A 25,040-nucleotide genomic window follows, 5' to 3' on the forward strand; every position below is an offset into this window, starting at 1 on the left:
CAGGCTGCCGCGGGTGGAGCTGCCTGGTATCCTGCCGCCGGTGCATGGCATCGGCGGCAGAGGGGATCGGTCAGGCGAAGACGCGCGGGCTGCGCGCCGCCACCGACAGCAGGTCGAAGGCATATTGCGCGACCGAGCGGAAGGTGACCAGTTCGGCGACACCGACCTCGGGCATCCAGAAGGCACCGGCCACCTGGGCCAGACGCGTGCGCCGCACCATGCCCGGCCCGAAGGCGGTCTGGTGCATGTCGACCGGCGACAGGCGCGCCAGCACCTCGCGCAGGGCCGCATCCTCGCCGCTGAGACGGAAGGAGGCGCGGGCATCCGACAGGTCAGCCACCAGCGCATGGGCACCGGCCAGCGCGGCCGTCAGATCGGCCTGCGCCCCGGACACATCGCCACGCGGCAGGATCAGCATGGCCTCGTCGGGGCTCATCCAGGCCAGGCGGCGGGCGCCGTCGACGGTGATCCCGCGCTGGCCGGGCATCGCCAGACCCGACACCTTTTCCAAGGCGCCGGTGATGGCGGTGTCGTCCAGCTTGCCGCGCAGCACGATCATGCCGCGCGGGGCCATTTCCTCAACCGTGACAAGGGCTTCGGTCTTTGCGCCACCGAGGGCGGAAACGGGCTCAGACATTCTTGGTGTTCTCCTTGTCATAGAAGACGGGGTCCACGATCCTGGCCGCCACGCTGCTGCCATCGACCTTGTTCAGCTGGATGGTCTCGCCCATGCGATCCGGTCCGCGAAGGACCAGGCCCATGGCGATGCCGCGCTCCAGCGTCGGCGAGTAATAGGACGAGGTCACCCGCCCCTGCACGGTGCGCTGGCCATTGGCGTTGGTGCCATCGGCCAGGACATAGGCGCCGTCCGGCAGCACCGACTTGTCCAGCGTTTCCAGCCCGACGAGTTTCCAGCGGTCCTCGCGCGCCATGTCCTCGCGGGATTGCGCACGCTTGCCGATGAAATCCTCCTTCTTCTTGGAGATCGCCCAGTTCAGACCCAGATCCTGCGGGATGACCGTGCCGTCGGTTTCGTCGCCGATCATGATGAAGCCCTTCTCGGCCCGCAGCACGTGTAGCGCCTCGGTCCCGTAGGGCGTCGCGCCGAATTCAGCGCCCGCTTCCATCAGCGCGGTCCAGAGCGCCAGGCCCTGCCCCGCCGGGACCGCGATCTCGTAGGACAGCTCGCCCGAGAAGGAGATGCGATAGACCCGTGCGTCGATCCCGGCCAGCTTATGGTCCTGGAACGTCATGAAGGGGAAATCCTCGTTCGCGATGTTCGTCGCGCCGAGTTTTTCCAGCACGGTCCGTGCCTTGGGACCGACAACGCCGATCTGGGCGTATTGCTCGGTCGCGTTGACGGTCCAGACCTTCCAGTCCCACCATTCGGTCTGCAGCCATTCCTCCATATGGGCGTGGATGTGATCCGCGCCGCCGGTGGTGGTGTGGCACAGGAAGGTTTCCTCGTCCCAGCGGGCGACCACGCCGTCATCCATCAGGAAGCCGTTTTCCGAACACATCAGGCCGTAGCGGCAGCGCCCCGGCTGCAGCGTCGACATCATGTTCGTGTAGAGCATGTCCATGAAGCGCCCCGCATCGGGGCCCTTCACGATCAGCTTGCCCAGGGTCGAGGCATCGAGCAGGCCCAGCGAATTGCGGGTCTGGTTGATCTCGCGGGTGACGGCGGAATGCCGGTCCTCGCCGGGGCGGATGTAGCAGAACGGACGCCGCCACTGGCCCACCGGTTCGAAATCGGCGCCATTGTCCACGTGCCATTGATGCAGCGGGGTGCGGCGCAGCGGCTGGAACGTCTCGGCCCGGGCCTCGCCGGCGATGGCGCCCATGGAGATCGGGGTGAAAGGCGGGCGGAACCTGGTGGTGCCGACCTGCGGGATCGGCGTATCCAGCGCGCCCGACAGGATCGCCAGGCCGTTGATATTGGACAATTTCCCCTGATCCGTCGCCATGCCGAGCGTGGTGTAGCGCTTGGCATGTTCGACCGACTCGAAGCCTTCCTGCGCGGCCAGCTGGACATCCGTCACCTTGACGTCGTTCTGGTAATCCAGCCAGGCCTTGGCGCGCAGCTTGCGCTTGGCCGAGGCGGGCATCAGCCAGACCGGCTCGATCGGGTTGTCGCCGCGTGCCTCGGGGGCGGTCAGGTCGGATACCGACCCCGCCTGCCCGACCGCCTCGGCGGCCGCAAGGCCCGCCTTGGTGCCGCTGGCGGCAACCTCGGCGCGGTCAAAGGCGCCATCAGCGGCCCCGGCACAGATGACGAAGCCCTTGCCGTCCTCACCGGTCGGCGGGCGGGTGCCGTCGGGGCGGAACATGGCCTGGGCGTCGTCCCAGGTCAGCTTGCCGCCGCAATGGGACCACAGGTGCACCACCGGGGACCAGCCGCCGGACATCGCGACCGCGTCGCAGGCTATTTCCTCGGTCACGGCGCCCTCGCCGACCTGCTTGCAGATCGCGACGCCGGTGACGCGCTTGCGGCCCTTCACCTTGGCGATGCCGTGGCCCTTGAGCACGCGGATGCCCTTGGCTTCGGCCTCTGCGGCCAGTGCACCGCCGCCGCCCTGGCGGGCATCGACGATCACCGGCACGGTCAGCCCGGCCCCGACCAGCGCCAGCGCGGTCAGGTAGGCATCGTCGTTATTGGTCACGACCACGGTGCGGTCGCCGACCGACACACCGAACTGCACCACGTAATCCCGCAGGGCCGAGGCCAGCATGACACCGGGCAGATCGTTGCCGGCAAAGGACAGAGGGCGCTCGATCGCGCCGGTCGCGGTGATGACCTGGCCGGCCCGCACGCGCCACAGGCGGTGACGGGGGCCGGATTTTTCCGACAGGTGATCGGTCAGGCGCTCATAGCCCAGCACGTAGCCGTGGTCATAGACGCCCGCGCCCATGCAGCGGGTGCGCAGGGTGACGTTCTCCATCCCCTCAAGCTCCGCGACCAGATCGGCTACTTGTGCCTCGGCGCCGTCATCGGCGGCACGACCGCACCAATGGGCCTCCTGCTCCATCACGGTGACGCGGGCGCCGCCCGACGCAGCGGCCCGCGCGGCGGCGAGACCGGCAAGGCCCCCGCCGATCACCAGCACGTCGCAGTAATGGTAGAAATGCTCATAGGTGTCCGCATCGCGATCCTTCGGCGCCTTGCCGAGGCCCGCGGATTGCCGGATGAACGGCTCGTAGACATGTTTCCAGAACGACCGCGGCCACAGGAACGTCTTGTAATAGAAGCCCGCGGGCAGGAAGCGCGACAGCGAGGCGTTGATCTCGCCCACGTCGAATTCCAGCGACGGCCAATGGTTCTGGCTGGTCGATTCCAGGCCCTCGAAGACCTCCTGCATGGTGGCGCGCTGGTTAGGTTCGAACCGGCCACCCTGCCCGATCCCCAGCAGCGCGTTCGGCTCTTCGGTGCCCGAAGCCACGACGCCGCGCGGGCGGTGATACTTGAAGCTCCGCCCCACCATCATGCGGTCATTGGCCAACAGGGCCGAGGCGAGCGTATCGCCCTCATAGCCCTTCAGCTGCTGCCCGTTGAAACGGAAGCTCACCGGTTTGGTGCGGTCGATCCGGGCGCCGCCCTGGGTCAATCTGGTGCTCATTTAGTGGCCCTCGCGGGAAGAAGGTGGTCTTGGCGGTCGATGTGCAAAGCTGTGCGGATCACGAGAATTCTCTCCAGCTCCAGCCGGGACGTCTTTCCCGGATCTTTTCCAGCAGGTCGGCGGGCGGCTCGGTGGTCTGGGCCGAATAGGTCCCGAACACCTCCAGCGTGCCGGTGTCACGGGCGGCATGGAACCACTTGCCGCAGCCATAGACATGGCGCCAGCGCTCGAAATGCACGCCGCGGGGGTTCTCGCGGTGGAAGAGGTAGCCCTCGAAGGCCGCGTCGTCCGACCCTGGGCCTTCGCGTTTCAAATGCGCCTCGCCGCCACCGTGGAACTCGGTCTCTTCGGCGGTGACACCGCAACAGGGACAGGTGAGGATCAGCATGGACACGCCTCCTTTGCCGCGAAACGCGGGACGAAAAAAGGCCGGACGCGGAAAGCGCCCGGCCGAGTTGACAGGTAAGGGACAAGGGAAAAAACGGCTTGCGTTGTCTTCCCAGGCAGTACGTCAGAAACGATTGCAGCGCGGAAAGAGTTCCACGCGGGACGCTCGGATCCCTGCAATTCCGTTTTTGCGCGAATTTTGGCGGATAAGCGCCCAACCGGGGCGGCACCCGCGCAGCAAAACGCCCGGTCACGGCCAATCAGCCGTTCCCAGGCGTTCAGGGTCCCGCGAACGGGACGCTGCGTGATTTTATTCGGACGCGGCAGCGCCTGCTGCAGCTTCGCCACCATCGGTTTCGGCGCTTGCGCCGGCCGCTGCACTGTCGTCAGCCGCTTCCGCACCGGCCGCGCTGTCGGACGTTGCGTTGATTTCGATGTTGGACGGGGTCGACCCGCTGCCCGACTGGAATTGCTCCATGCCGCCGAAGATGAAGTATGCAAGGACGGCCACCGCGACGACAAGGCCACCGGTGATGAATGCCAGGGCGCCGCCGCTGCGGCCGGAGTGACGGGCTTCGTAGGTATGTTGTTCGGCCATGATATAGCCTCCACATCTGTTTCGCTTGCTTGCAAAACAGGCATGGGGGCCGATTGGTTCCAAACAGACCCTGCGTCACACGGGATGTTAACACTATCTTTACAATCTCGGCGGGAACCTGTCGGCACCCGCGCGAGTTGCATGAATACAGCACAAAGTTCGGGCAAATAAGCGATACCGCCCCTGCACAGGTGTGCTTCCGCTAACACAGCCACCACATCTTGTGGTAGATTAAGACCAGAAGTCTCAATACCGGCCTTCATAAAAGAGACGCGAGCATGACCGACACACTCATTTTTCCCGTAGGTGACGACCTGAACAGGCGTCAGGTCGCCTTCTTCCTGCATCCCGACATCACCAGCCTGCCCGACCGCCCCGGCATCTTCGTGCTGATGGGGCTCGACAACCAGCGCCGTCACCGGCCGCTCTACTTCGGGCTCGCTCACAGTTCCATGCTGGACGAGGTCCCCTACGATCCCGGTTTTGCCCAGGCGATCCGCTACGGCCTTGTCAGCTTCGCCTCGGCCTACGTGCCCAGCGGCGAAGACCCGCGGGAGCTGGTGACCGAACTCGCCCGCACGCTGGACGCGCCGGTCAACGCCGCCGCCGACGCCCTGGCCGAGATCGAGGCCGCTCAGGCCGGCATCCAGGCCCAGGCCGCCGCGCGCAAGATCGCCGCGCAGTAGGCCCTGGCCGAAACGCTCCGGCTGGCGACGCATCTGCGGATGCGGCACCGTACGGCCACGCCGCGCGCCGGACAGCGCGCCACCTGCTGCGGCGCCATCGCGCCCCATGCATTGCCCCTCGGACGACAGCATGACGTCACCGCCCGCGCCGGTCGCCCCGCGCGGATGACGTGCCAAACAGGCCATCGCATCAAGATGCAATTGCTCCGTCATGCCGAAATCGCCTTTCCTCGTCCTGATCTTCTGACCTAGTGCGCCACGCCTGCGGCGACGCTTTCGTCCACGAAACGGCCCTGGCGGAACCGGTCCAGCCCGATCTCCGCACAAAGCGGCCCGGGACGGCCATTCGCCATCATGTCCGCCATCGCCCAGCCAGAGCCGGGGATCGCCTTGAACCCGCCGGTGCCCCAACCGCAGTTGATGTAGCACCCGCCCAGCGGCGTCTGAGAGATAATGGGCGACCGGTCCCCGGTCATGTCCACGATCCCGCCCCATTGCCGCAGCATCTTCAGCCGCGAGATCATCGGGAAGGTCTCGACCAGCGCCCGCACGGTTTCCTCGATATGATGGAAGGACCCGCGCTGCGTGTAGTTGTTGTAGCCGTCCGCACCGCCGCCGATCACCATCTCGCCCTTGTCGGATTGCGACATGTAGCCGTGCACCGTGTTGGCCATGACGACCACGTCCATGCAGGGCTTGATCGGTTCCGACACCAGCGCCTGCAGCGCCACGGATTCGATCGGCAGCTTGAAGCCCGCCTTTTCCGCCATCACGCCGGAATGCCCGGCCACGACGATGCCCAGCTTGTTGCAGGTGATCGCGCCCTTGGTCGTTTCGACGCCCGTGACCTGCCCGCCTTCCTGGCGCACAGCGGTCACTTCGCATTGCTGGATGATGTCCATGCCCATGGCCGAACAGGCCCGCGCATAGCCCCAGGCCACGGCATCGTGCCGCGCCGTACCGCCACGCGCCTGCCACAGCCCGCCCAGGACGGGGTAACGGGGGCCGGAAATGTCGATGATCGGCACCAGTTCCTGCACCCGCTGGGGCGAGATGAATTCGGTCGTCACACCTTGCAGCGCATTGGCCTGCGCGGTGCGCTTGTAGCCGCGCACCTCGTGCTCGGTCTGGGCCAGCATGATCACGCCGCGCGGGCTGAACATGATGTTGTAGTTCAGGTCCTGGCTCAGCGTCTCGTACAGGCTGCGCGATTTCTCGTAGATCGCCGCCGACGGATCCTGCAGGTAGTTCGACCGGATGATCGTGGTGTTCCGGCCGGTATTGCCGCCACCCAGCCAGCCCTTTTCCAGAACGGCGACATTGGTGATGCCGTGGTTCTTGCCAAGGTAGTAGGCGGTGGCCAGTCCGTGGCCGCCCGCACCGATGATGATGACGTCGTAATGCGACTTCGGCTGAGCCTTCTCCCAGGCCCGCTTCCAGCCGGTATGGTCGCGCAAAGCCTCTCTGGCCAGGGCAAAGGCGGAATAGCGTTTCATGGGGCGACTCCCTCGATTTGGGCGGTGTTTCGAGACTCAGCCATATCAAGGCCGCGCCCGGAACCGTGCCGCAATACGTCGTTTTCTCGCACGATCACGACAAGGCACGAATTGTTGCCGCATCCAGCCTGCGGCATGTCGAACCAGCGCCCCCCGATCACGAGGTTTTGCCCTTTTTTGCGGCGCTCGGGAAAGATAGACGGGATGGAAGGAGAATTCGCATATGCTCGTTTGGCTGATCCCTGTTCTGATGTCCGCGGCCGTGGCCGGCCTGATCGCACTGGCCGTGATGCGCGCCCGCAAGAGCGGGGAGGATGACGCCCAGGCCGCACCGGATGTCGAAGTCTACCGCAACCAGCTGCGCGATGTCGAACGCGACCAGGCCCGCGGCACCATTCCCGTGGAAGAAGCCGAACGCCTGCGCGCCGAAATCGCCCGCCGCCTGATCGCCGCCGATACCCGCGCGGCAGACAAGCAGGACGGCCAGGAACCGCCTCGCCTGCGCCCCGTTCTGATTGGCCTGCTGGCCATAGTCCTGATCGGCGGCCCGATCGCGCTCTATGCCCGTATCGGCGCGCCGGGCTATCCCGACCTCGCCCTGCAGGACCGCCTGGCCGCCGCCGACGATCGCCGCGAAAACCGCCCCAGCCAGGCCGAGGCCGAAGGCGCGATGCCCGCAGGCGCGCTCCAGCCCCAGGGCGAAACCCCGCCCCCAGAATTCGAAGAGCTCATCGTGAAGCTGCGCGAAGCCGTCGCCGCCCGCCCCGACGACATCCAGGGTCATGTCCTGCTGGCCCGGAACGAGGCCGCGCTCGGCAATTTCACCGCCGCCTATGAAGCGCAGGAGAAATTGCTGTCGCTCAAGGGCGCGGCGGCGGATGCCACCGATTACCTGACCTATGCCGACCTGATGATCCTGGCCGCGGGCGGCTATGTGTCTCCGCAGGCGGAAAACGCCCTGCGCGCCGCGCTGGCCCGCGACCCCGAAAACGGCGCTGCACGCTATTACCTGGGCCTGATGATGCGGCAGAACGGCCGGCCCGACGTCGCCTTCCGCCTCTGGGATCAATTGCTGCGCCAGGGCCCCGAGGACGCCGCCTGGATCCCGCCGATCCGCGCCCAGATCGACGAGGCCGCGCGCCTGGCCGGGGTCGATTACGAACAGCCCCGCCCCTCCGAAAGCCTCGCCGGCCCGTCGGCCGCCGATATCGAAGCCGCCGGAGAGCTGTCGGACGAAGACCGGCAGGAGATGATCCGCGGCATGGTTTCGCGCCTGTCCGACCGCCTCGCCTCGCAGGGCGGCAGCCCGGCGGAATGGGCACGCCTGATCAGCGCCTATGGCGTGCTGGGCGATGTGGCCCGTGCCCGCGCCATCGCCAACGAGGCGCGACAGGTCTTTGCCGCCGTGCCCGAAGCCATCCAACAGATCGAAGCGGCCGAGGCCAGCCTGCCGCCCCTGACCGCGACGCCCGAAACTGAAGCCGAAGCCGACGCGCAACCCGAAGGCACCAGCGAATGATCCACGAAGAGATCGAGGATTTCGTCGCCGCCCTGCCCCCCATGCGGGCGATTGCCGGGCTGGATTTCGGCGAAAAGACCATCGGCGTCGCAGTGTCCGACACGTTCCTGTCGGTGGCCACGCCGCTCGACACCGTACGGCGCAAGAAATTCGGCCTCGACTCTGCCGCGCTTCATGCGCTGATCAAGGACCGCAACATCGCCGGTCTGGTGCTCGGCCTGCCACGCAACATGGATGGCAGCGAAGGGCCGCGCTGCCAGTCGACCCGCGCCTTTGCACGCAACCTGTCGCGACTGCCCGATTTCGCCGACATGCCCATCGGCTTCTGGGATGAACGCCTGTCGACCGTCGCCGCCGAACGCGCCCTGCTCGAGGCCGACACCTCCCGCCGCCGCCGGGCCGAGGTGATCGACCACGTCGCCGCCGGCTATATCCTGCAAGGCGTGCTGGACCGTCTGCGCCATTTGCGCGACAAGGGACTCAGTGATGACTGACAAGATCTGGAAACGTGACGAGCCGCAGAGCCCCTGTATCAAGGTCTGCGTCATTCACCCGCAGGAGCGGCTCTGCACCGGCTGCCTGCGCACGATCGACGAAATCGCGGCATGGGGGCGGCTCAGCCCCGATGAACGCCGCGCCATCATGGCAGAACTTCCGTCCCGCAAACCCCGCCTCCAGACGCGACGCGGCGGCCGAGCCGCAAGACTCGCCCGCCGGTCATCGGGGGAAAACTGAGGGTTTGGATCAGGCGGCGAGTTCGTCGTCGCCGTCTTCCTCGCAGACCAGTTCGATATGGTGCGCACGCACCTTGCCGAACCCTTCCACGACAACCGCGACACAGCGGCCACCCAGGGTGACACAGGCACTGCCGGGGCGCAGCGGGTCCTCGGCAATGCCGATCCGGCCATTGCCCGCCTCGCCGGGACGATAGGCGATCACGATCTGATCCTGCTCCGGGTCGAAATCCTCGACCAGCGGCGCGTTGGAGGTATCGGGGATCTCGGCCGTCTTGGGCAGCGGCGCATGTTCGCGAACGGCATCCTCGTGCCGTTCGGCCTGCACCTCTTCCTCGTCATCCGCATCCCAGTCGTCATCATCCCAGTCGTCGTCCATATCCATGTCCGACCCGGCAATGATGTCATCCTTCGCAGGCTGCGGCGCGGCCTCGGTTTCGGCAACCTCAGATTGATCCTCGGCGACGGCATCGTCCAGGTCATCCTCGGACTTGTCCTCGTCGCGGATCACCGGCTTCAGCGCCAGAGACGCGGCGCTCACCGCGCCGTTCTTCAGGGTCAGCATGTCGCGCGCCTTCCGCGCCACGACGTCGATGCCCAGGACACCGATCCCGGTCTGTCCCTCGGCCTCGTTCAGCGCGTCCTTCGCGGTCTTCTCGGCCATCGCCTTGCTCTCGGCCTCACCGGTCGACGAGGTGTAGACGACACCGATCGTGGCGATGGTAATCAGAACAAGCAGTTCAATCATGACACGGCCCTTTCAGTTTGGCCTTTCCACATGGCCTTCCTCGGCTTTCCCCGATTGTGCGCGTGGAATGAGGCCAAGCTTTGACACCAACCTGACTTTGCTTGGGAACAAAGCCGGGTTTCGCCACATCTTGGTCATGATCTTGGCGACAATCCCGCCAGATCGGCAGGATTGTTCACGGGCAAAAAGTCAGCCCATCAGCGCCTTCCGCAGCATGTTTGCCGCAACCAGAAGGAGAAAAACCCCGAAGACCTGCTTGAGCGGTTTCGGGTTGATCGCATGGGCGATCCGGGCGCCGTAGGGCGTGGTGATCAGGGTCATCGCGATCACCACCGCAAAGGCCGGCAGGTTGACCGCACCGATGGTGAAGGGCGGCGTGGCCTCCTCGGGCAGGCGCATGAACAGGAACCCGATCACCGACGGCACCGCGATGATCACGCCGAAGCCTGCCGCCGTTGCCACCGCCCGATGGATCGGCCGGCCATACAGCGTCATCAGCGGCACGCCGAAACTGCCCCCGCCGATCCCCATCAGCACCGACATGAAGCCCACCAGTGGCGACAGGATCGCGCGGCCCAGCCCCTTGGGCATGTCCGCGCCCAGCCGCCATTCCGACCGCCCAAAGGCCAGGTAGAGCCCGATGATCATCGCCAGCACGCCAAACAGCGCCTGCAACGCCATCGACCGCAGGGCCGAGGCCGCCAGCACGCCGATCACCGCGCCGATGGCGATCCCCGGCCCCCAGGTCTTCAGCAGGTCCCAGTCGACCGCCTTCTTGCGGTGATGCGATTGCAGGCTGCGCAGCGAGGTCACGATGATCGTCGCCAGGGACGTGGCAAGACACAGCTGCATCAGCTTCTCACCGCCAAAGCCAAGTGTCTGGAAGGCATAGAAAAACGCGGGTACAAGGACGATCCCGCCCCCGACACCCAGCAACCCGGCCAGCACCCCCGCAAAGGCCCCGATCACCGCGATCAGCGCCAGCATCGCCATCAGATTCGTCGCGTCCATCCCGTCCCATCCCGTCCAATCGTTCTGTTGCGCAAGGTCGTGGCAGTTTTCCGCCCGCAGCGCAAGTTATGCTGCACTGCCGCACAAAACGCCGCCCCGCCTTTGCAAGAACGCCGATTGACCTGTTGGTAAGGCAGGCGTACCGCAAGGCATCCTTCCCTCCCGGAGCTTTCCATCATGTTGCGTCTTGCCCTGATCCTGGGCCTTCTGTCCGCCGTTGGTCCCTTTGCAATCGATATGTACCTGCCCGCCCTGCCCCGCATCGCAGAGGCGCTGTCGGCCAACGAGGCTGCGGTCCAGATCACCCTGACCACCTATTTCATAGGGTTCGGCCTGGCACAGTTGATCTACGGCCCGATGGCCGACGCGCTTGGCCGCAAGGCCCCGCTGCTGCTGGGGCTGGCGATCTTCGCCATCGGCTCGGTCGGGGCGGCGCAGGCGGGCACCATCGCGTCGCTGGCCACTTGGCGCGCGATCCAGGGCCTTGGCGGCGCCGCGCTGATGGTGGTGCCCCGCGCCATCATCCGCGACCGCTATACCGGCAACGAGGCGACCAAGCTGATGGCGATGATCATGCTCGTCATCTCGATCTCGCCCATGCTGGCCCCGCTGGCCGGGTCCGCCGTGATCGCGGTCGCCGATTGGCGCATGATCTTCTACGTGCTGCTGGCGACCTCGATCCTGTCGATCCTGCTGCTGACCTTCGCGCTCGAGGAAACCCTGGCGCCCGACAACCGCCGCCCGCAGCGGATCGCGCCGCTGCTTTCGGGGGCCAAGCGTCTGCTACGTGACCCCTATTTCATGGGGCTGACCTTTGTCGGCGGCTTCGGCATGGCCAGCTTCTTCGTCTTCATCGCCTCGGCCTCCTTCGTCTATACCCAGCAATTCGGGCTGACGCCGACGGGCTTTTCCATCGCCTTCGCGGTCAATGCCATCGGCTTCTTCGGGGCCTCGCAGGTCGCCTCGCCGCTGGGCGCGCGGATCGGGATCGAGAAACTGGTGCGCATCGGCGTGACCGGCTTTGCCGCCATGACCGTGCTGCTGGCGCTGATCGCGCTGGCGGGGCTGGCCAGCTTCCCGGTGATCGTGATCGGACTGCTGGTGGCCAATGCCTTCCTCGGCCTCGTGATCCCCACGACCATGGTGCTGGCGCTTGATCCGCACGGCGATATCGCCGGGCTGGCCTCGTCGCTGGGCGGCACGATGCAGATGCTGGCCGGGGGCCTGATGATCGTGGCCATCGGCCCGTTCTTCGACGGCACCGCGCTCCCCATGCTTCTGGCCATCGGCCTGTGCGGGATCGTCGCTGCCGGCCTCGGCTGGGCCGTGCTGCGTCCCGACCGGACCGCACGCGAGGCATAAACGAAACGGCGTGGCGGCCTCAGGCGGCCACGCCCGTCACGGCCCCCAGAGCCTCTTGCACGAGTTCCGGCCCCGCGCCCGGCTTGTGCGCCCCCTCCGACAGGATACGCCGCCAGGCTCGCGCGCCGGGCTTGCCCGCGAAAAGGCCCAGCATATGCCGGGTCACCTGCCCCAGCTTGCCGCCCTCCGACAGGTGCCGCTCGATATAGGGCAGCATCTGGCGGGCCACCTCGACCGGGTCGCTATCGCCCTCGGCGCCAAAGATACGGCGGTCGGCCTGCGCCAGGATCGCCGTCGGATCGTGATAGGCCGCACGGCCCACCATCACCCCGTCCAGCCCGGCCTCGAGGAATCGTTCCGCTTCGTCCAGCGACGTGATGCCCCCATTCACCGACAGGTGCAGCCCGCCGAACATGCCGCGCATCCGCTGCACCAGCTCATAATCCAGTGGCGGGATATCGCGGTTTTCCTTGGGGCTCAGCCCCTGCAACCACGCCTTGCGCGCATGGATGGTAAAGCGTTCGCAACCCGCCGCGCCGACCCGCGACAGGAATTCCGGCAGCACCTCTTCGGGGGTCTGGTCATCGACCCCGATCCGACATTTCACCGTCACCTCGACCGACACCGCCGCGCGCATCGCCGCGACGCACTCCGCCACCAGCCCCGGGTCCCGCATCAGCACCGCGCCGAATGTCCCCGATTGCACACGGTCCGACGGACAGCCGCAATTCAGGTTGATCTCGTCATAGCCCGCCTCTTCCCCCAGCCGCGCCGCCTGGGCCAGCTCTTCGGGGTCCGATCCGCCCAGTTGCAACGCCACGGGATGCTCCTCGGGCGAGAAATCCAGCAGATGCACCGCCCCGCCGCGCACCAGAGCAGGCGCAGTGACCATTTCGGTATAAAGGAGCGTCTGCCGCGACAGCAGCCGGTGCAGGTAACGGCAATGGCGATCGGTCCAGTCCATCATCGGGGCGACAGACAGACGCGCGGCCCGATGCAACTCGGACCTACCTAGTTTCATTGGCTTTCCTGAGCGCTCAGGCATCCCGCATTTCCGTCATTTAGGCCGCGTATCGCGGGTTTTCACGTACAAGGGACTACAGGTGTAGGCCCGAGATCAGATTGGTCTTCGCGTGCCGAGGCTCTTAGCAGTCCGCGACAAGGGCTTCAAACCAGAGTTACCAGCGCGAAACCCAGTATTCCTTGGCGGGGAAACCTCGATTACAGGCACGACCCGATGATCCGGACGCGATCATGCCGAAAGCTATCGGCTGTACCTGCCTCACGTAACCGCGCGCTCCCCTGGATCAGACTTTCGACACTGCCTTCGGCGCGACCTTGCGCCCCAACAGCCAGGGCGCGACCCGCCACAGGTAGACACCGAATGACAGCGTCCAGAATACGGCGGAAAGATCGACGCCGTCGAAACCACCGATCACCACACCTTGCCCAACCACACGCGCCAAGGTGGCAGCGCAGATCAAGGCGAAGGCACCCGCGAGCCAGGGTCCGGCAACCAGCGACCGGCCGGTATGACCCATCGTGGCCCGCATCATCACCGCCAGCGTCATTCCGGCGACGGCTCCGATGCCCAGCACATGGGCGCTGACAGCCGGCCCCACGAGTCCCGCCGCGCCGGCTCCGATGGCCGCAAAACCCATCGGCACCATCAGGTATGCGACATGGAGCATCAGAAGAAGCGGCGACCGCCAGGTGGCCAGTCCCCGCCAGCGCAGCAGCCGCATCAGGTGCAGCAAAGCTGCGGCGCCGCCGAAAAGAACGCTCGCTACGTTTAATGGCGCGATAGCCCAGCTGAAAAGTGCCGCGGCCCCGATCAGGATGCAGACACCGTCGAAACGGTTGAACGCAACCGGCATCAGCTCCGACCTGCGTTGGGCAAGCCAGTTCCGCGTGAAGCTGGGCACGATGCGCCCCCCAATCAGCATGATCAGAAAGATCAGCAGGGCGATCCCCAACCGACGACCGATCTCGGACACGCCCTGGGTCAGCGCCTCGACGTGAAACAGGATATTTGCCCCCCACAGCAGGGACACCGGGACGAGCACCTTGAGGTTCTTCCAATTGCGCCCGGCCACGATTTCCCGTGCGATCATCGCGGCGACGGCCAGCAGGAACATCTGGTCGATGATGGCAGCCCCGACCGGACCGACAGGTAACAGCCCCGCGACACCGGCCCGTCCCGCCAGCCACAGCGCCAATAGCACCGCCAATGGCCAGCCGCGTGTCGGCATCCGCCCGGTCCAGTTGGGCACGGCCGTGAACAGAAACCCGGCGACCACGGCAGCGCCATATCCGAAGATCATCTCGTGGATGTGCCAGTCGCTCGGGGCAAAGTGGCCGCTGATGCGGACATCTCCGCGCCAGATCAACCACCACATCGGGATCGCCACGACGGCAAAGAGGCCCGCAAAAAGAAAGAATGGACGAAAGCCATAGCTGAAGAGTGCCGGACCTTCATAAATTTCGCGCGTTTTCATTGATCTTACCCCTGGAAAGCAGTCGGGCGGCACCACTGGCACCGCCCGGATCGGTCATCAGACGCGGGACGCTGCGTCATTCGACCTGGGCAATCAGATCGGCCATGCGGCCCTTCGCCTTGCCCTTCTGCTTCACGGCCTCGGCCGCTTCGAGATTGACCGCGTCGCCCACCTGGATCAGCGCGACCATACCCATGGCGTAGTGCGGTGTGCACTTGATGCCGTAGATGCCTTCGGCCTCGACGGTCAGGTCGAATTCCTTGTTGAACTTGGTCTTGAAGCCCTCGACCCCTTCGGGGAGCATCCCGTCGATATCCTCGACGTTGTGCCCCTTGTCGGTCGGAATGAACTTCACCACGTCGCCGGGCTGCGCCTTAACGAAGGCAGGCTCAAAGACCATGGCACCTGCCTCGCCTTTGTTCAGCATCTTGACCTCGAAGGTCTCGGCACCGGCGTCACCGGCGGCAAGGGCAAGTGCGGCGGTCATCATCAGTTTCGTCAGCATCGGAACATCCTTTCATTTGTCCGGTTGCGTTTGCTGACCCCGTTATGCGTTAAGGTGAGCAACCGAACGTTGCTCTGAAACAAACTCCGGACACGAAACGTGCCCAAGCTCGACGAAAGCCTGCTCAGCGATCTGCCGCCCTTCTCCCTGCTCGAGAGGTCGCAGATTCGCGAGATCCTGGATCACGCCGTCTCGCGCCGCTACGAAGAGGGCACGGCGATCTTTCGCGAAGGGCATGACGCGGACCGGTTCTATCTGCTGCTCGACGGCTATCTGCGCGTGGTCAGGACAACGCCCGGTGGTGACCAGATCATCGTGCTGCATATCTCGCCCGGTCAGCTCTTCGGGATCGCCCCGGCACTTCAGCGCGACACCTACCCCGCGACATCCATCGCCGCCGCCGAGTCGATCGCGCTCTCGTGGCCGGTCAGCCTCTGGTCCGACTTCACGGCGAACTACCCCGGCTTCGCAACCGAAAGCTACAAGACGCTTGGCCAGCGCCTGGGCCAGATCCAGGAAACGCTGACCGAGATGGCCACGCAAGCGGTGGAAAAGCGGGTCGCCTGTGCCCTGCTCCGCATGGTCAACCAGAGCGGCCGCAAGACGACCGAAGGGATCGAGATCGCTTTTCCCGTCACCCGTCAGAACATTTCCGAGATGACCGGCACCACCCTGCACACCGTGAGCCGCCTGCTGTCAGCCTGGCAGAAGGACGGCATCGTGAAATCGACGCGCAAGCACATCGTGGTGACGGACCCGCACCAGCTGGTCATCCTGAGCGGCATGCAGGGCTGACGCCCTTCAGATCAGAAGCCAAGCCAGGTAACCCGCGTAGCAGGCCAGCATGATCCCGCCCTCGCGCCGCCCGATGCGCCAGCCGGTCCAGGCGAACAGGATCAGCATCAGCGTGGCCCCGCACATCACCCAGATGTCGAATTGCAGGATTTCCGTCGGCACGGACAACGGATGAACCAACGCCGTCACGCCCAAAATGCCGAGAATGTTGAAGATGTTGCTGCCCAGCACGTTGCCCAATGCAACGTCGGCCTCGTTCTTCCGGATCGCAATGATCGACGTCACGAGTTCGGGCATCGAGGTGCCGATAGCCACGATAGTGAGGCCGATCACGGTTTCGGAAATGCCAGCTGCCTCGGCCAGGGTCACGGCACCTGAAACAAGGTAGCGCGCCCCGAATATCGTCACCGCCAGACCAAACACCGCCGTCAGCAGACCCAGCCAAATCGGCTGATCCCTACCTGGAACCGCCTTTGCTTCGGCCTCGTAAACCTCGCCGGCCGCAGTTCGCGACGCCCGGCTTTCCACGATCAGCGTAAAGGCCAGATAGGCAACAAGAACCACGACAAGGACAAGCCCGGCCAGCCGCCCGATGTCGCCAAGCCACACGACGCCAAGGCACATGAGAGTGGCAAGTATCATGACCCCGCCATCACGGCGGAACGCGGCCGGCTGGACGGCAATCGGGGTCAGCGCGGCCGTCAGGCCAAGGATCAGCAGGATGTTCCCGATATTGCTGCCGACGACATTCCCGATGGCAATGCCCGGGGCACCGGCAAACGCCGCTTGCAGGCTCGTCACGAGCTCCGGCGAAGAGGTGCCGAAGCCGACGAGGGTAAGGCCGATGACCAGTGGCGGCAGACCCAAACGGTTCGCCGCTGAGACCGCGCCCCGGACCAGCATCTCGCCTCCGATCACGAGACCGATCAACCCGATCACTACCAATCCGAATGCAGCCAAGGCGGCCCTCCTCTTTCGCGATCAGAGATAACGCGTGAGAGAGCGGCAACAAGGAGGCTTTGCAAAAATCCTACCAAACGTCCCTGGCTAACTCCGCACGGAATTCATCCTCGTCCAGATCATATTCCAGGCACGCATCGGTAATCGCGTGAAAGGGAGCGATCGGGCAGCCCGGACAAAGCATCCGGTGGGCCAGAAACATGGCAGCGGCTTCCGGCCATGCCGCGAAAAGGTCCGCGAGCGGCAGGTCCGGGTCGTCGAAGTCAGGCTTGCTCATGGCGGGTCCTTTCATACCCGCATGCTGCGCTCATCTTTCGTTCCGTTCTTTGCGTTTGCGCAACAAGCGGCCATGCGCCGCCGACTAGACGTCAGGTATCCGCAACAATTTGTCGGGACCGCGACATGTCAGAACTACTCACCAAATCGCGGGCCAGGAACGTGTTCTACGGGGGATCCATCTTCTTCGTCGTCGTGTTCGTGGCCCTGACGGCGCAGAGCCACCGTCACATCGTGGACAAGGCCACGGCCGGAATGCCCCTCACCGAAGAGGTCCGGCTGGGTAAGCACGTCTGGGAACGCCACTCCTGCATCAACTGTCACACGCTGCACGGCGAAGGCGCCTATTTCGCGCCCGAGGTCGGCAACGTGATGACGAGGTGGGGCGCCCAGGACGACCCCGAACTCGCCTACGAAATCCTCGACGGATGGATGAAGGCGCAGCCCTCGGGCATCGAGGGCCGCCGCCAGATGCCGCATTTCGAGATCACCGAGGAGGAGATGCGCGCGCTCGCCGAATTCCTCCGCTGGGCCGATCAGACCGACACCCAGAACTGGCCCCCGAACGACGCGGGCTGAGGGAGAGAGACCAATGAAATACCAATCACAAAGAGTAGCCTACGCCTACTTCCTCGCGGCCATGGGCCTGTTCGGCATCCAGGTGCTGGGCGGGCTGCTGCTGGGCTGGATCTACGTCTCGCCCAACACCCTGTCCGAGGTGCTGCCCTTCAACATCGTGCGCATGATCCACACCAACGCGCTGATCGTCTGGCTGCTGCTGGGCTTCTTCGGCGCTGCCTACTACCTGGTGCCCGAGGAAAGCGAACGCGAGATCTTCTCGGTCAAGCTCGCCTATATCCAGCTGGCGATCCTGGTGGTCGGCACGCTTGGCGCGGTCGGCTCCTACCTCGTCGGCATCCACGGCGGGCGCGAGTTCCTCGAACAGCCCCTGTGGGTCAAGTTCGGCATCCTTGTCGCGGCAGTGATCTTCCTCGTCAACGTTTCGCTGACCTTCCTCGCAGGGCGCAAGACGGCGATCACCAACATCCTGATGATGGGCCTCTGGCTGCTCTGCCTGCTCTGGGTCTTTGCCTTCATCAACCCCGACAACCTGTCGCTCGACAAGATGTATTGGTGGATGGTCGTGCACCTCTGGGTCGAGGCGACCTGGGAGCTGGTGATGGCCGCGATCCTCGGCTTCCTGATGCTGAAACTCACCGGCGTCGACCGGGAGGTGATCGAGAAATGGCTCTACGTCATCGTAGCCACGGCGCTCTTCTCGGGGATCCTCGGCACCGGGCACCATTTCTACTGGATCGGCACACCGGGCTACTGGCAGTGGATCGGCTCGATCTTCTCGACCTTCGAGGTGGTCCCCTTCTTCGCCATGATGTCCTTCGCCTTCGTGATGGTCTGGAAGGGCCGCAAGAACCACCCCAACAAGGCCGCACTTTTGTGGTCGCTCGGGTCCTCCACCGTGGCCTTCTTCGGCGCGGGCGTCTGGGGCTTCCTGCACACGCTGCACGGGGTGAACTTCTACACCCACGGCACGCAGATCACCGCTGCCCACGGCCACCTCGCCTTCTACGGCGCCTATGTGGCCCTGAACCTCGCGATGTTCAGCTATGCCATGCCGCTGCTGCGGAACCGCGCGCCCTACAACCAGGTGCTCAACATGGCGAGCTTCTGGCTGATGACCGGCGGGATGGCCTTCATGACCTTCACGCTGACCTTCGCCGGCACGATCCAGACGCATATGCAGCGGATCGTGGGCGACTACTACATGGACGTGCAGGACCAGCTTGGCCTCTTCTACCTGATGCGCTTCGGCTCGGGAGTGGCGGTGGTCCTCGGTGCGCTCCTCTTCATCTATTCCATGCTCGTGGTGCGCCGCGAGGTGGTCAAACCCGGCCCAGTCGCCGTTCCGGGAGAGTGATCCGATGAAAGACCTGAACACACCCGACCTGCCGTTCTACCAGCCTGTCGCCGATGAATGCGCGGTGTTTGAAACGGCCCATGCCAACGCTCTGCCCCTTCTTTTGAAGGGGCCGACCGGCTGCGGCAAGACGCGCTTCGTCGAACACATGGCGGCGCGTCTGGACCTGCCGCTCCACACCGTGGCCTGCCATGACGACCTCTCGGCCGCCGACCTGATCGGCCGCTACCTGCTGAAAGGCGGCGAAACCGTCTGGGTCGACGGGCCGCTTACCCGGGCGGTGCGCGAGGGCGGCATCTGCTACCTCGACGAGGTGGTGGAGGCCCGAAAGGATGTCACCGTCGTGCTGCACCCGCTGACCGATGATCGGCGCAGGCTGGTGATCGACAAGACGGGCGAGGAACTGGTCGCCCCAGACAGCTTCATGCTCGTCGCCAGCTACAACCCCGGCTACCAGAACATCCTCAAGAAGCTGAAGCCATCCACCCGGCAGCGCTTCGTCTCTGTCGGGTTCGACTTCCCGACACCGGAGGTCGAGGTGCCGGTGGTCATGCGCGAAAGCGGGCTGGAAGATGGTCGCGCGAAGGCCTTGGTCCGACTGGCGGGCGGCATCCGCAACCTCTCGGGCATGGACCTGGAAGAAGGGGTATCCACCCGCCTGCTGATCTACGCCGCCACGATGATCGCCAAGGGGATGCCCATCGACCGGGCGCTTCAGGCGGCCATCATCGAACCGCTCAGCGATGAACCGGACGTTCAACAGGCCCTGCGCGATATCGCCAGCGCCGTATTCGGGTGATGCCATGATCCACGTTCTCGACCTCATGGAGCCGGAGGAAACTGTCGGTAACCTCTGGCACGACATGGCCACGCGCCGCGCCGCGACGGATGCGGACCGCGCCGTAACATTCGACGCCGTGCGCCCCAGCCTTGCCGCGCTCTTCCGGGCACTCGGTGGCCCGGCGGGGGTCGAGATCGTGGCCTCGCCCCTCGCCTCCTCTGACCATCGGCCCGGCCTTTTCCGCCGGGTCGGCACCCCGCGCGAAATGGTGCATGTTGCAGACTTCGACGGTGACCGGCTGCGGCTACCGCCGGTGATGGACTGCTTTTCCACACGGGAGCTCAACCGCGCCGCCTATCTCTGGCTTGCTTCAATCGCAGCCTTTGCCACGGTGCCCGCGCGGCTGGCCGACGGTTATCGCAACGACCTCGCCCAGATCGCGGCCAACGAGACCGCGATGGACCGCGCATTCCGCGCCTGCCCGGGCCTACAGGCGGACTACCGCGCACTCTGCCTCGAAACCTGCGCCTTGCGCAAACGCGGCGCCCTGCCCCGACACGAAGCATCCATCGAACTGATGATCCTCGATCAGATAGGCTGTCAGCGTGGCGGGATCGGAGAAATCGACGCCCCCGCCCCGCGTGGCTACCGTACTTTTGCCCCGGTCCCGATCTGGCTGCGGTTCCTGCCGCGGACCACCGGCAAGGGCGCGTCGGACACGGCGGAGGAACCCGATCAGGCCCCCGCCTTCGCAGTTCCCAGCCGGAAAGAGGCGAAACGCGAAGAACGCGATCAGGCCAACCGCAACGACGGGTTCATCATCCATCGGTTCGAGACGATCATGTCCTGGGCCGAAAGCCTGAACATCAACCGCATGGTCGATGACGACGATCAGGACAATGCCGCAAAGGCCGCCGAGGATCAGGACCACCTGACATTCTCGGAGAACATGAAACGAGCCGCAACCCGCCTGCGCCTGTCGCTGGACCTGTCGCCGCAGGATGCCGATCACGAGAAGCTGGCCGGCAAGTTCACCTACCCCGAATGGAACCGCCGCACCGGCGATTACATGCCCGGCCATACCCGCGTGCTGGAAGCCCTCGCGAAACCGCGCGCCGAATACGCCCCCGACCCGCGCCTCGTCGCCCGGGTCAAACGCCAGTTCGCGCCGCTGCATCCGCGCCGCGTCGTCCTGCCCCGCCAGATCGACGGGGAGGACCTGGATCTCGACGCGCTTGTCACCTCCCGCACCGACATCACCTGCGGGCAGGAAGGGTCCGACCGGGTCTGGCAGGCTGGACGTCCCATAGCCCGCGACCTGAGCGTCGCGATCCTGATGGACTGCTCCCGCTCGACCGAAGCCGCAATCGGCGACACCTCCGTCATCGAGGTCGCCCGCGAAGCCCTGTCATCGCTTGCCGAAGGGATCGACACCGCCGGGGACCGCCTTGGCATCTGGGGGTTCTCCTCGCTCCGCCGCGACCGGGTCTTCCTGCACCGGGCGAAAATGTTCGAGGAGCCGATGTCGCCAGGCATCACCGCCCGCATCGGCGGGCTGACGCCGGGCCACTACACAAGGCTCGGCGCCGCGATCCGCCATGTCTCGGCCCAGCTGGCCGAAGAAGGTGCGACCCGCCGCCTGCTGCTGGTTCTGACCGACGGCAAACCCAACGACCTCGACCATTACGAGGGTCAGCACGGGATCGAGGACAGCCGCATGGCCGTCCGCGAGGCACGCGCCCTCGGCCAGGCCGTTCATGGCGTCATCGTCGATCAGGATGGACAGGACTGGTTCGCCCGCATCTTCGGCCGCGCCGGCTTTACCCTGCTGCCGCATCCCGAACGCCTGCCTCGCGCCCTGCCCGAGATCTATCAAACCCTGACCATGGAGAGCTGAGATGAAACGCATCCTCGCCACCGCCCCCTATCTTGCCATGACCCTGCCCGCCACCGCTCTGGCGGAGGCCTACGACCGCCCCATCCCGCAACCCCAGACGGAAACGGCGGAGTTCTGGTTCTTCGTCGGCTCGATCGCGCTGCTGCTGTCACTCGTCGCCGTGCAGATGCTGGTGAGCCGTCGATGAGACCCTCGCCCAAGCTCTTCGCGGCGCTCTATCCCTTCGGGGCCGGGGCCATGGGGGTGAACCTCTTCTTCGCCTCACTCATCGGGTCGTGGCTGGGCTGGCCGGTGCTGACGCCCTGGCAATCCGTCGCCGGGGGGCTGGTCATCGGCTTGCCCGCGACCTACGCCTTTGCCTGTCACATCGTGCGACTGATGGAGAAAGCCGAAAGCTGATGACCGGATGGACGGAATACACGCTCGCACTGGCGATCTTCGTCGCCAGCCACTTCCTGCCGCGCATCGGCGGCCTGCGCGACGGACTGATTGGCGCGGTCGGACGGCGGGTGTATTTCTCGGCTTATGGGCTCTTGTCCCTCGCCCTGCTCGTCTGGGTCATCGTCGCGGCGGGCCGGGCGCCTTACGTCGAACTCTGGCCACAGGCTGCTTGGACGAGGTGGGTGCCGAATATCGCGATGCCGATTGCCACCGTGCTGGTTGCTTGCGGGTTCGGTCTGCGGAACCCCTACACGCTCGGGGGGAAGCGCACCGCCATCGTCGATCCCGACCATCCGGGTTTCGCAACCGTGTCCCGACACCCGCTGTTCCTTGCGCTGGCGCTTTGGGCCGGGGCGCATCTCGTGCCGAACGGAGACCTCGCTCATGTGATCCTCTTCGGCAGCTTCACCTTAATGGCCCTCGCCGCCATCCCCGCTTTCGACGCGAAAGCCCGCCGTTCACTCGGCCCCGAAGCCACGGCATTCTTCACGACCACAGCAACATTCTCTCTACGCCCGCTGATCGACCGAGCCTGGCTCCGCGACAACGCGTGCCCGCTGACAATCCGGACAATCATAGGCCTGGTGATCTGGGTCGTCGCCCTTCACTTGCACAGCCCGTTGATCGGTGCGTCGCCCTTTCCGTTCTGAGCTTGATCCTGCGCAAAGTTCGCGACCCGGAAAAGGCACATACGGGGTTTATGAAACAGATCGACCGCCTCAGAACCCTCGGCCTCTTCGACGCCCGGGTGCCCCGCTACACCTCGTATCCCACCGCCCCGGTCTTCTCGCCCGAGGTCGGCGCCGCTCAACAGGCCAAGGCGCTCGCCGCGCTGAACCCCGACGAACCCGTCTCGGTCTATCTGCACATACCCTTCTGCGAGCGGTTATGCTGGTTCTGCGCCTGCCGGACCCAAGGCACGAAGACCCTTTCCCCGGTAGAAAGCTACATCGGCACGCTGGAGCAGGAACTCGCCTTGCTGAAGGACATCCTGCCCGAGGGATTGAAGATGGGCCGGATGCACTGGGGCGGCGGCACGCCGACGATCCTCCCGCCGCCTCTTATCCACCGGCTGGCACAGGCCGTTCGCGCCGTCATCCCCCCAACCGAGGACCACGAATTCTCGGTCGAAATCGACCCAACCATGGTCGATCCCGCCAAGATCGCGGCGCTTGCAGAGGAAGGCATGAACCGCGCCAGTATCGGCATCCAGGATTTCGACCCCAAGGTGCAGGAGGCCATCGGGCGCATTCAGCCCTTCGACGTCACGAAGGCCTGTGTCGACGACCTGCGCGCCGCGGGCATCCATTCCCTGAACGCCGACCTCGTCTACGGCCTGCCGCATCAGGATATCCCCCGGCTGGACGACACGATCACGCAAGTGCTCGAGCTGGCGCCGGATCGGTTGGCCATTTTCGGATATGCCCACGTCCCGTGGGTGTCGAAACGTCAGCAGCTGATCGACGGTGACGCCCTCCCGAAGGAGGTCGAGCGATATGAACTCGCAAGACTGGCGGCGCAGCGGTTCGTGGATGCGGGCTTCGATGCGATCGGGATCGACCACTTCGCCCGGCCCGGCGATACCCTGGCGCAGGCAGCCCGTTCCGGTCATCTACGGCGCAACTTCCAGGGCTATACCGACGACGCCTGCCCGACGCTGATCGGCCTCGGGGCCTCCTCGATTTCGCGTCTGCCCTCGGGCTACGTCCAGAACGCCCCGGCCACCGCCGCTTACATCCAGCGCATCGAATGCGGCACGCTGGCGGGTGCCCGTGGCCATGTCATGACCTGCGACGACCTGCTCAGGGCGCGCGCCATCGAAATGCTGATGTGCGACTTCCGCATTGACCGGACCGTGCTGCGCCGCGATTTCGGCGCGCAGGCAGCGACCCTCGCCCCGACGCTTGCCATAATTGCCGAACGCTACGGCGACCTCGTAACCCTGACCGGCGACCACCTGACGGTCGAACCGCAGGGTCACCCCCTGACGCGGCTCATCGCCAGTGCGCTCGATATCCACCTGTCAGGCAACGAGCGGTTTTCTCATGCATCTTGAAGCGACGGCCCTTGCCATCGGCACGAAAAGTCATCGAAAAAGGAATGTTCATATGGGCGGAAAGCAGGCTTTCGCTGCGAGATCAAGACACTACTGGTTTTTGTGTTGAGCTTCCCATTTGTAAGTCGTGTGAGAAAGATGTTTCAAGACAGCCTTTCTCTCTACTCGGATTACCCAATAGATCGCTCGGTTTCCTCGATTACCCTTTTGCGACGCGCTTGTGATATCGTGTTCACAAACGGCTGCGCTGCACCGAATGAGCTTGATGGTTGCTTTGCATATCAAGGGGCGGGCCGGATTTCTGGGAGGTGATGCGCGTGCCAGCAGGCGACTACCTGAACATCCGCAACGGAGCGGGCACTTCGAACACAATCGTCGCGCGTGCGCCGAACGGAACCATCCTGCGCAACCTCGGGTGCCGGGGCAGCAGCGATATGCGTTGGTGCCACGTGCAGACGACTGACGGACAGCACGATGGCTGGGTTTCGGGCGCCTATCTCCGGGAAAGCGGCGGCCCTGTGTCAACCACCCCCGCGCGGCCAGGCATCACCATACCCAGTGGCAGTGCCACCGCGCCCACCCTGCACGTCCGTCCAACCGGAGAGATCGAGGCGGCCTGGACTTCAGGCTGTGTCGTGCTCTTCAACAGCGCGCGGCAGCGGATCAATGCCGGCTCGACCTGTTCTGACGCCCAGTTGATCGCTTCGGACCTTTGGGTCGCCCAAATGTAATCGGTT

At 65.1% G+C, this 25,040-nt stretch carries 27 protein-coding genes; 15 read left to right on the forward strand and 12 right to left on the reverse strand.

Annotation, left to right across the window (positions count from 1 at the left end):
* Positions 1-70: 70 nt before the first annotated feature.
* From ATO9_RS09075 to ATO9_RS09090, 4 genes are all read right to left on the reverse strand, one after another.
* The gene (locus ATO9_RS09075) at positions 71-637 is read right to left on the reverse strand and encodes a sarcosine oxidase subunit gamma (RefSeq protein ID WP_043747655.1); all 567 of its coding nucleotides are present in this window, start codon (positions 635-637) and stop codon (positions 71-73) included.
* Positions 630-3,617 (reverse strand): sarcosine oxidase subunit alpha family protein, encoded by a 2,988-nt coding sequence (locus ATO9_RS09080; RefSeq protein WP_043747657.1) that lies wholly within the window; start codon positions 3,615-3,617, stop codon positions 630-632. The genes ATO9_RS09075 and ATO9_RS09080 overlap by 8 nt, the downstream gene beginning before the upstream one ends.
* A gap of 58 nt (positions 3,618-3,675) precedes the next feature.
* Positions 3,676-4,005, reverse strand: a complete 330-nt coding sequence (locus ATO9_RS09085; RefSeq protein WP_043747659.1) for a sarcosine oxidase subunit delta — start codon at positions 4,003-4,005, stop codon at positions 3,676-3,678.
* A 309-nt stretch (positions 4,006-4,314) separates the two neighbouring features.
* A complete protein-coding gene (locus ATO9_RS09090; RefSeq protein ID WP_043747661.1) occupies positions 4,315-4,602 on the reverse strand; it encodes a hypothetical protein in 288 nt (95 codons plus the stop codon).
* Between the two features lie 278 nt (positions 4,603-4,880).
* Between ATO9_RS09090 and ATO9_RS09095 the strand changes: the two genes are divergently transcribed.
* Complete coding sequence (locus ATO9_RS09095; protein ID WP_043747662.1) at positions 4,881-5,288, forward strand: hypothetical protein; 408 nt, start codon at positions 4,881-4,883, stop codon at positions 5,286-5,288.
* A 248-nt stretch (positions 5,289-5,536) separates the two neighbouring features.
* On the opposite strand, the gene ATO9_RS09100 is transcribed toward ATO9_RS09095, so the two are convergent.
* Complete coding sequence (locus ATO9_RS09100; protein ID WP_043747664.1) at positions 5,537-6,784, reverse strand: sarcosine oxidase subunit beta family protein; 1,248 nt, start codon at positions 6,782-6,784, stop codon at positions 5,537-5,539.
* Between the two features lie 223 nt (positions 6,785-7,007).
* On the opposite strand from ATO9_RS09100, the gene ccmI reads away from it, so the two are divergent.
* The 3 genes from ccmI to ATO9_RS09115 are packed head-to-tail and all read left to right on the forward strand — an operon-like array spanning position 7,008 to position 9,038.
* Positions 7,008-8,303, forward strand: a complete 1,296-nt coding sequence (gene ccmI, locus ATO9_RS09105) for a c-type cytochrome biogenesis protein CcmI (protein ID WP_081979505.1) — start codon at positions 7,008-7,010, stop codon at positions 8,301-8,303.
* Complete coding sequence (gene ruvX, locus ATO9_RS09110; RefSeq protein WP_043747666.1) at positions 8,300-8,797, forward strand: Holliday junction resolvase RuvX; 498 nt, start codon at positions 8,300-8,302, stop codon at positions 8,795-8,797. Before ccmI ends, ruvX begins: the two co-directional genes overlap by 4 nt.
* Positions 8,790-9,038 (forward strand): DUF1289 domain-containing protein, encoded by a 249-nt coding sequence (locus ATO9_RS09115; RefSeq protein ID WP_043747668.1) that lies wholly within the window; start codon positions 8,790-8,792, stop codon positions 9,036-9,038. Before ruvX ends, ATO9_RS09115 begins: the two co-directional genes overlap by 8 nt.
* Before the next feature lie 9 nt (positions 9,039-9,047).
* Here ATO9_RS09115 and ATO9_RS09120 read toward each other — a convergent pair whose 3' ends face one another.
* Both ATO9_RS09120 and ATO9_RS09125 read right to left on the reverse strand, forming a co-directional pair.
* On the reverse strand, positions 9,048-9,785 hold the full coding sequence (locus ATO9_RS09120; protein WP_043747670.1) for a hypothetical protein: 738 nt from the start codon (positions 9,783-9,785) through the stop codon (positions 9,048-9,050).
* A 189-nt stretch (positions 9,786-9,974) separates the two neighbouring features.
* Complete coding sequence (locus ATO9_RS09125) at positions 9,975-10,796, reverse strand: sulfite exporter TauE/SafE family protein (RefSeq protein WP_043747672.1); 822 nt, start codon at positions 10,794-10,796, stop codon at positions 9,975-9,977.
* 177 nt (positions 10,797-10,973) lie between these two features.
* Between ATO9_RS09125 and ATO9_RS09130 the strand changes: the two genes are divergently transcribed.
* Complete coding sequence (locus ATO9_RS09130; protein WP_043747674.1) at positions 10,974-12,158, forward strand: multidrug effflux MFS transporter; 1,185 nt, start codon at positions 10,974-10,976, stop codon at positions 12,156-12,158.
* A gap of 19 nt (positions 12,159-12,177) precedes the next feature.
* Here the strand turns inward: ATO9_RS09130 and dusA are convergent, their stop codons facing one another.
* The 3 genes from dusA to ATO9_RS09145 form a co-directional block, all read right to left on the reverse strand.
* Positions 12,178-13,179: a tRNA dihydrouridine(20/20a) synthase DusA gene (dusA, locus tag ATO9_RS09135; RefSeq protein WP_043747676.1), complete on the reverse strand. Its 1,002-nt coding sequence runs from the start codon at positions 13,177-13,179 to the stop codon at positions 12,178-12,180.
* Between the two features lie 286 nt (positions 13,180-13,465).
* Complete coding sequence (locus ATO9_RS09140; RefSeq protein ID WP_043747678.1) at positions 13,466-14,656, reverse strand: NnrS family protein; 1,191 nt, start codon at positions 14,654-14,656, stop codon at positions 13,466-13,468.
* Between the two features lie 76 nt (positions 14,657-14,732).
* Positions 14,733-15,161, reverse strand: coding sequence for a pseudoazurin (locus ATO9_RS09145; protein ID WP_052418198.1), 429 nt, complete (start codon positions 15,159-15,161; stop codon positions 14,733-14,735).
* A gap of 99 nt (positions 15,162-15,260) precedes the next feature.
* Here ATO9_RS09145 and ATO9_RS09150 point away from each other — a divergent pair, with 99 nt between their 5' ends.
* Positions 15,261-15,956 carry a Crp/Fnr family transcriptional regulator gene (locus ATO9_RS09150; RefSeq protein WP_043747680.1) on the forward strand — a complete coding sequence of 232 codons (696 nt, stop codon included), beginning with the start codon at positions 15,261-15,263 and terminating at the stop codon, positions 15,954-15,956.
* 6 nt (positions 15,957-15,962) lie between these two features.
* Here the strand turns inward: ATO9_RS09150 and ATO9_RS09155 are convergent, their stop codons facing one another.
* Both ATO9_RS09155 and ATO9_RS09160 read right to left on the reverse strand, forming a co-directional pair.
* Positions 15,963-16,916: a calcium/sodium antiporter gene (locus tag ATO9_RS09155; RefSeq protein WP_043747682.1), complete on the reverse strand. Its 954-nt coding sequence runs from the start codon at positions 16,914-16,916 to the stop codon at positions 15,963-15,965.
* 70 nt (positions 16,917-16,986) lie between these two features.
* On the reverse strand, positions 16,987-17,193 hold the full coding sequence (locus ATO9_RS09160) for a DUF1858 domain-containing protein (RefSeq protein ID WP_043747684.1): 207 nt from the start codon (positions 17,191-17,193) through the stop codon (positions 16,987-16,989).
* A gap of 125 nt (positions 17,194-17,318) precedes the next feature.
* Here ATO9_RS09160 and ATO9_RS09165 point away from each other — a divergent pair, with 125 nt between their 5' ends.
* From ATO9_RS09165 to ATO9_RS09205, 9 genes are all read left to right on the forward strand, one after another.
* The gene (locus tag ATO9_RS09165; RefSeq protein WP_043747686.1) at positions 17,319-17,771 is read left to right on the forward strand and encodes a c-type cytochrome; all 453 of its coding nucleotides are present in this window, start codon (positions 17,319-17,321) and stop codon (positions 17,769-17,771) included.
* Positions 17,772-17,784: 13 nt separating this feature from the next.
* On the forward strand, positions 17,785-19,128 hold the full coding sequence (locus ATO9_RS09170) for a cbb3-type cytochrome c oxidase subunit I (protein ID WP_043747688.1): 1,344 nt from the start codon (positions 17,785-17,787) through the stop codon (positions 19,126-19,128).
* Between the two features lie 4 nt (positions 19,129-19,132).
* Positions 19,133-19,927, forward strand: coding sequence for a CbbQ/NirQ/NorQ/GpvN family protein (locus ATO9_RS09175; RefSeq protein ID WP_043747691.1), 795 nt, complete (start codon positions 19,133-19,135; stop codon positions 19,925-19,927).
* A 4-nt stretch (positions 19,928-19,931) separates the two neighbouring features.
* The gene (locus tag ATO9_RS09180; RefSeq protein ID WP_043747693.1) at positions 19,932-21,806 is read left to right on the forward strand and encodes a nitric oxide reductase activation protein NorD; all 1,875 of its coding nucleotides are present in this window, start codon (positions 19,932-19,934) and stop codon (positions 21,804-21,806) included.
* A 1-nt stretch (position 21,807) separates the two neighbouring features.
* Entirely contained in the window at positions 21,808-21,993 is a 186-nt protein-coding gene (locus tag ATO9_RS09185; RefSeq protein WP_043747694.1) for a hypothetical protein, read from the forward strand.
* Positions 21,990-22,205 (forward strand): hypothetical protein, encoded by a 216-nt coding sequence (locus ATO9_RS09190; protein ID WP_043747696.1) that lies wholly within the window; start codon positions 21,990-21,992, stop codon positions 22,203-22,205. The genes ATO9_RS09185 and ATO9_RS09190 overlap by 4 nt, the downstream gene beginning before the upstream one ends.
* Entirely contained in the window at positions 22,205-22,897 is a 693-nt protein-coding gene (locus ATO9_RS09195) for an NnrU family protein (RefSeq protein WP_043747697.1), read from the forward strand. The genes ATO9_RS09190 and ATO9_RS09195 overlap by 1 nt, the downstream gene beginning before the upstream one ends.
* 50 nt (positions 22,898-22,947) lie before the next feature.
* Positions 22,948-24,303 carry an oxygen-independent coproporphyrinogen III oxidase gene (hemN, locus tag ATO9_RS09200; RefSeq protein WP_043747699.1) on the forward strand — a complete coding sequence of 452 codons (1,356 nt, stop codon included), beginning with the start codon at positions 22,948-22,950 and terminating at the stop codon, positions 24,301-24,303.
* 317 nt (positions 24,304-24,620) lie between these two features.
* Positions 24,621-25,034 carry an SH3 domain-containing protein gene (locus tag ATO9_RS09205; RefSeq protein WP_162183063.1) on the forward strand — a complete coding sequence of 138 codons (414 nt, stop codon included), beginning with the start codon at positions 24,621-24,623 and terminating at the stop codon, positions 25,032-25,034.
* The last annotated feature ends 6 nt before the right edge of the window (positions 25,035-25,040 follow it).

This window comes from Pseudooceanicola atlanticus (assembly GCF_000768315.1).
In the GTDB taxonomy this organism is placed as follows: Bacteria; Pseudomonadota; Alphaproteobacteria; order Rhodobacterales; family Rhodobacteraceae; genus Pseudooceanicola; species Pseudooceanicola atlanticus.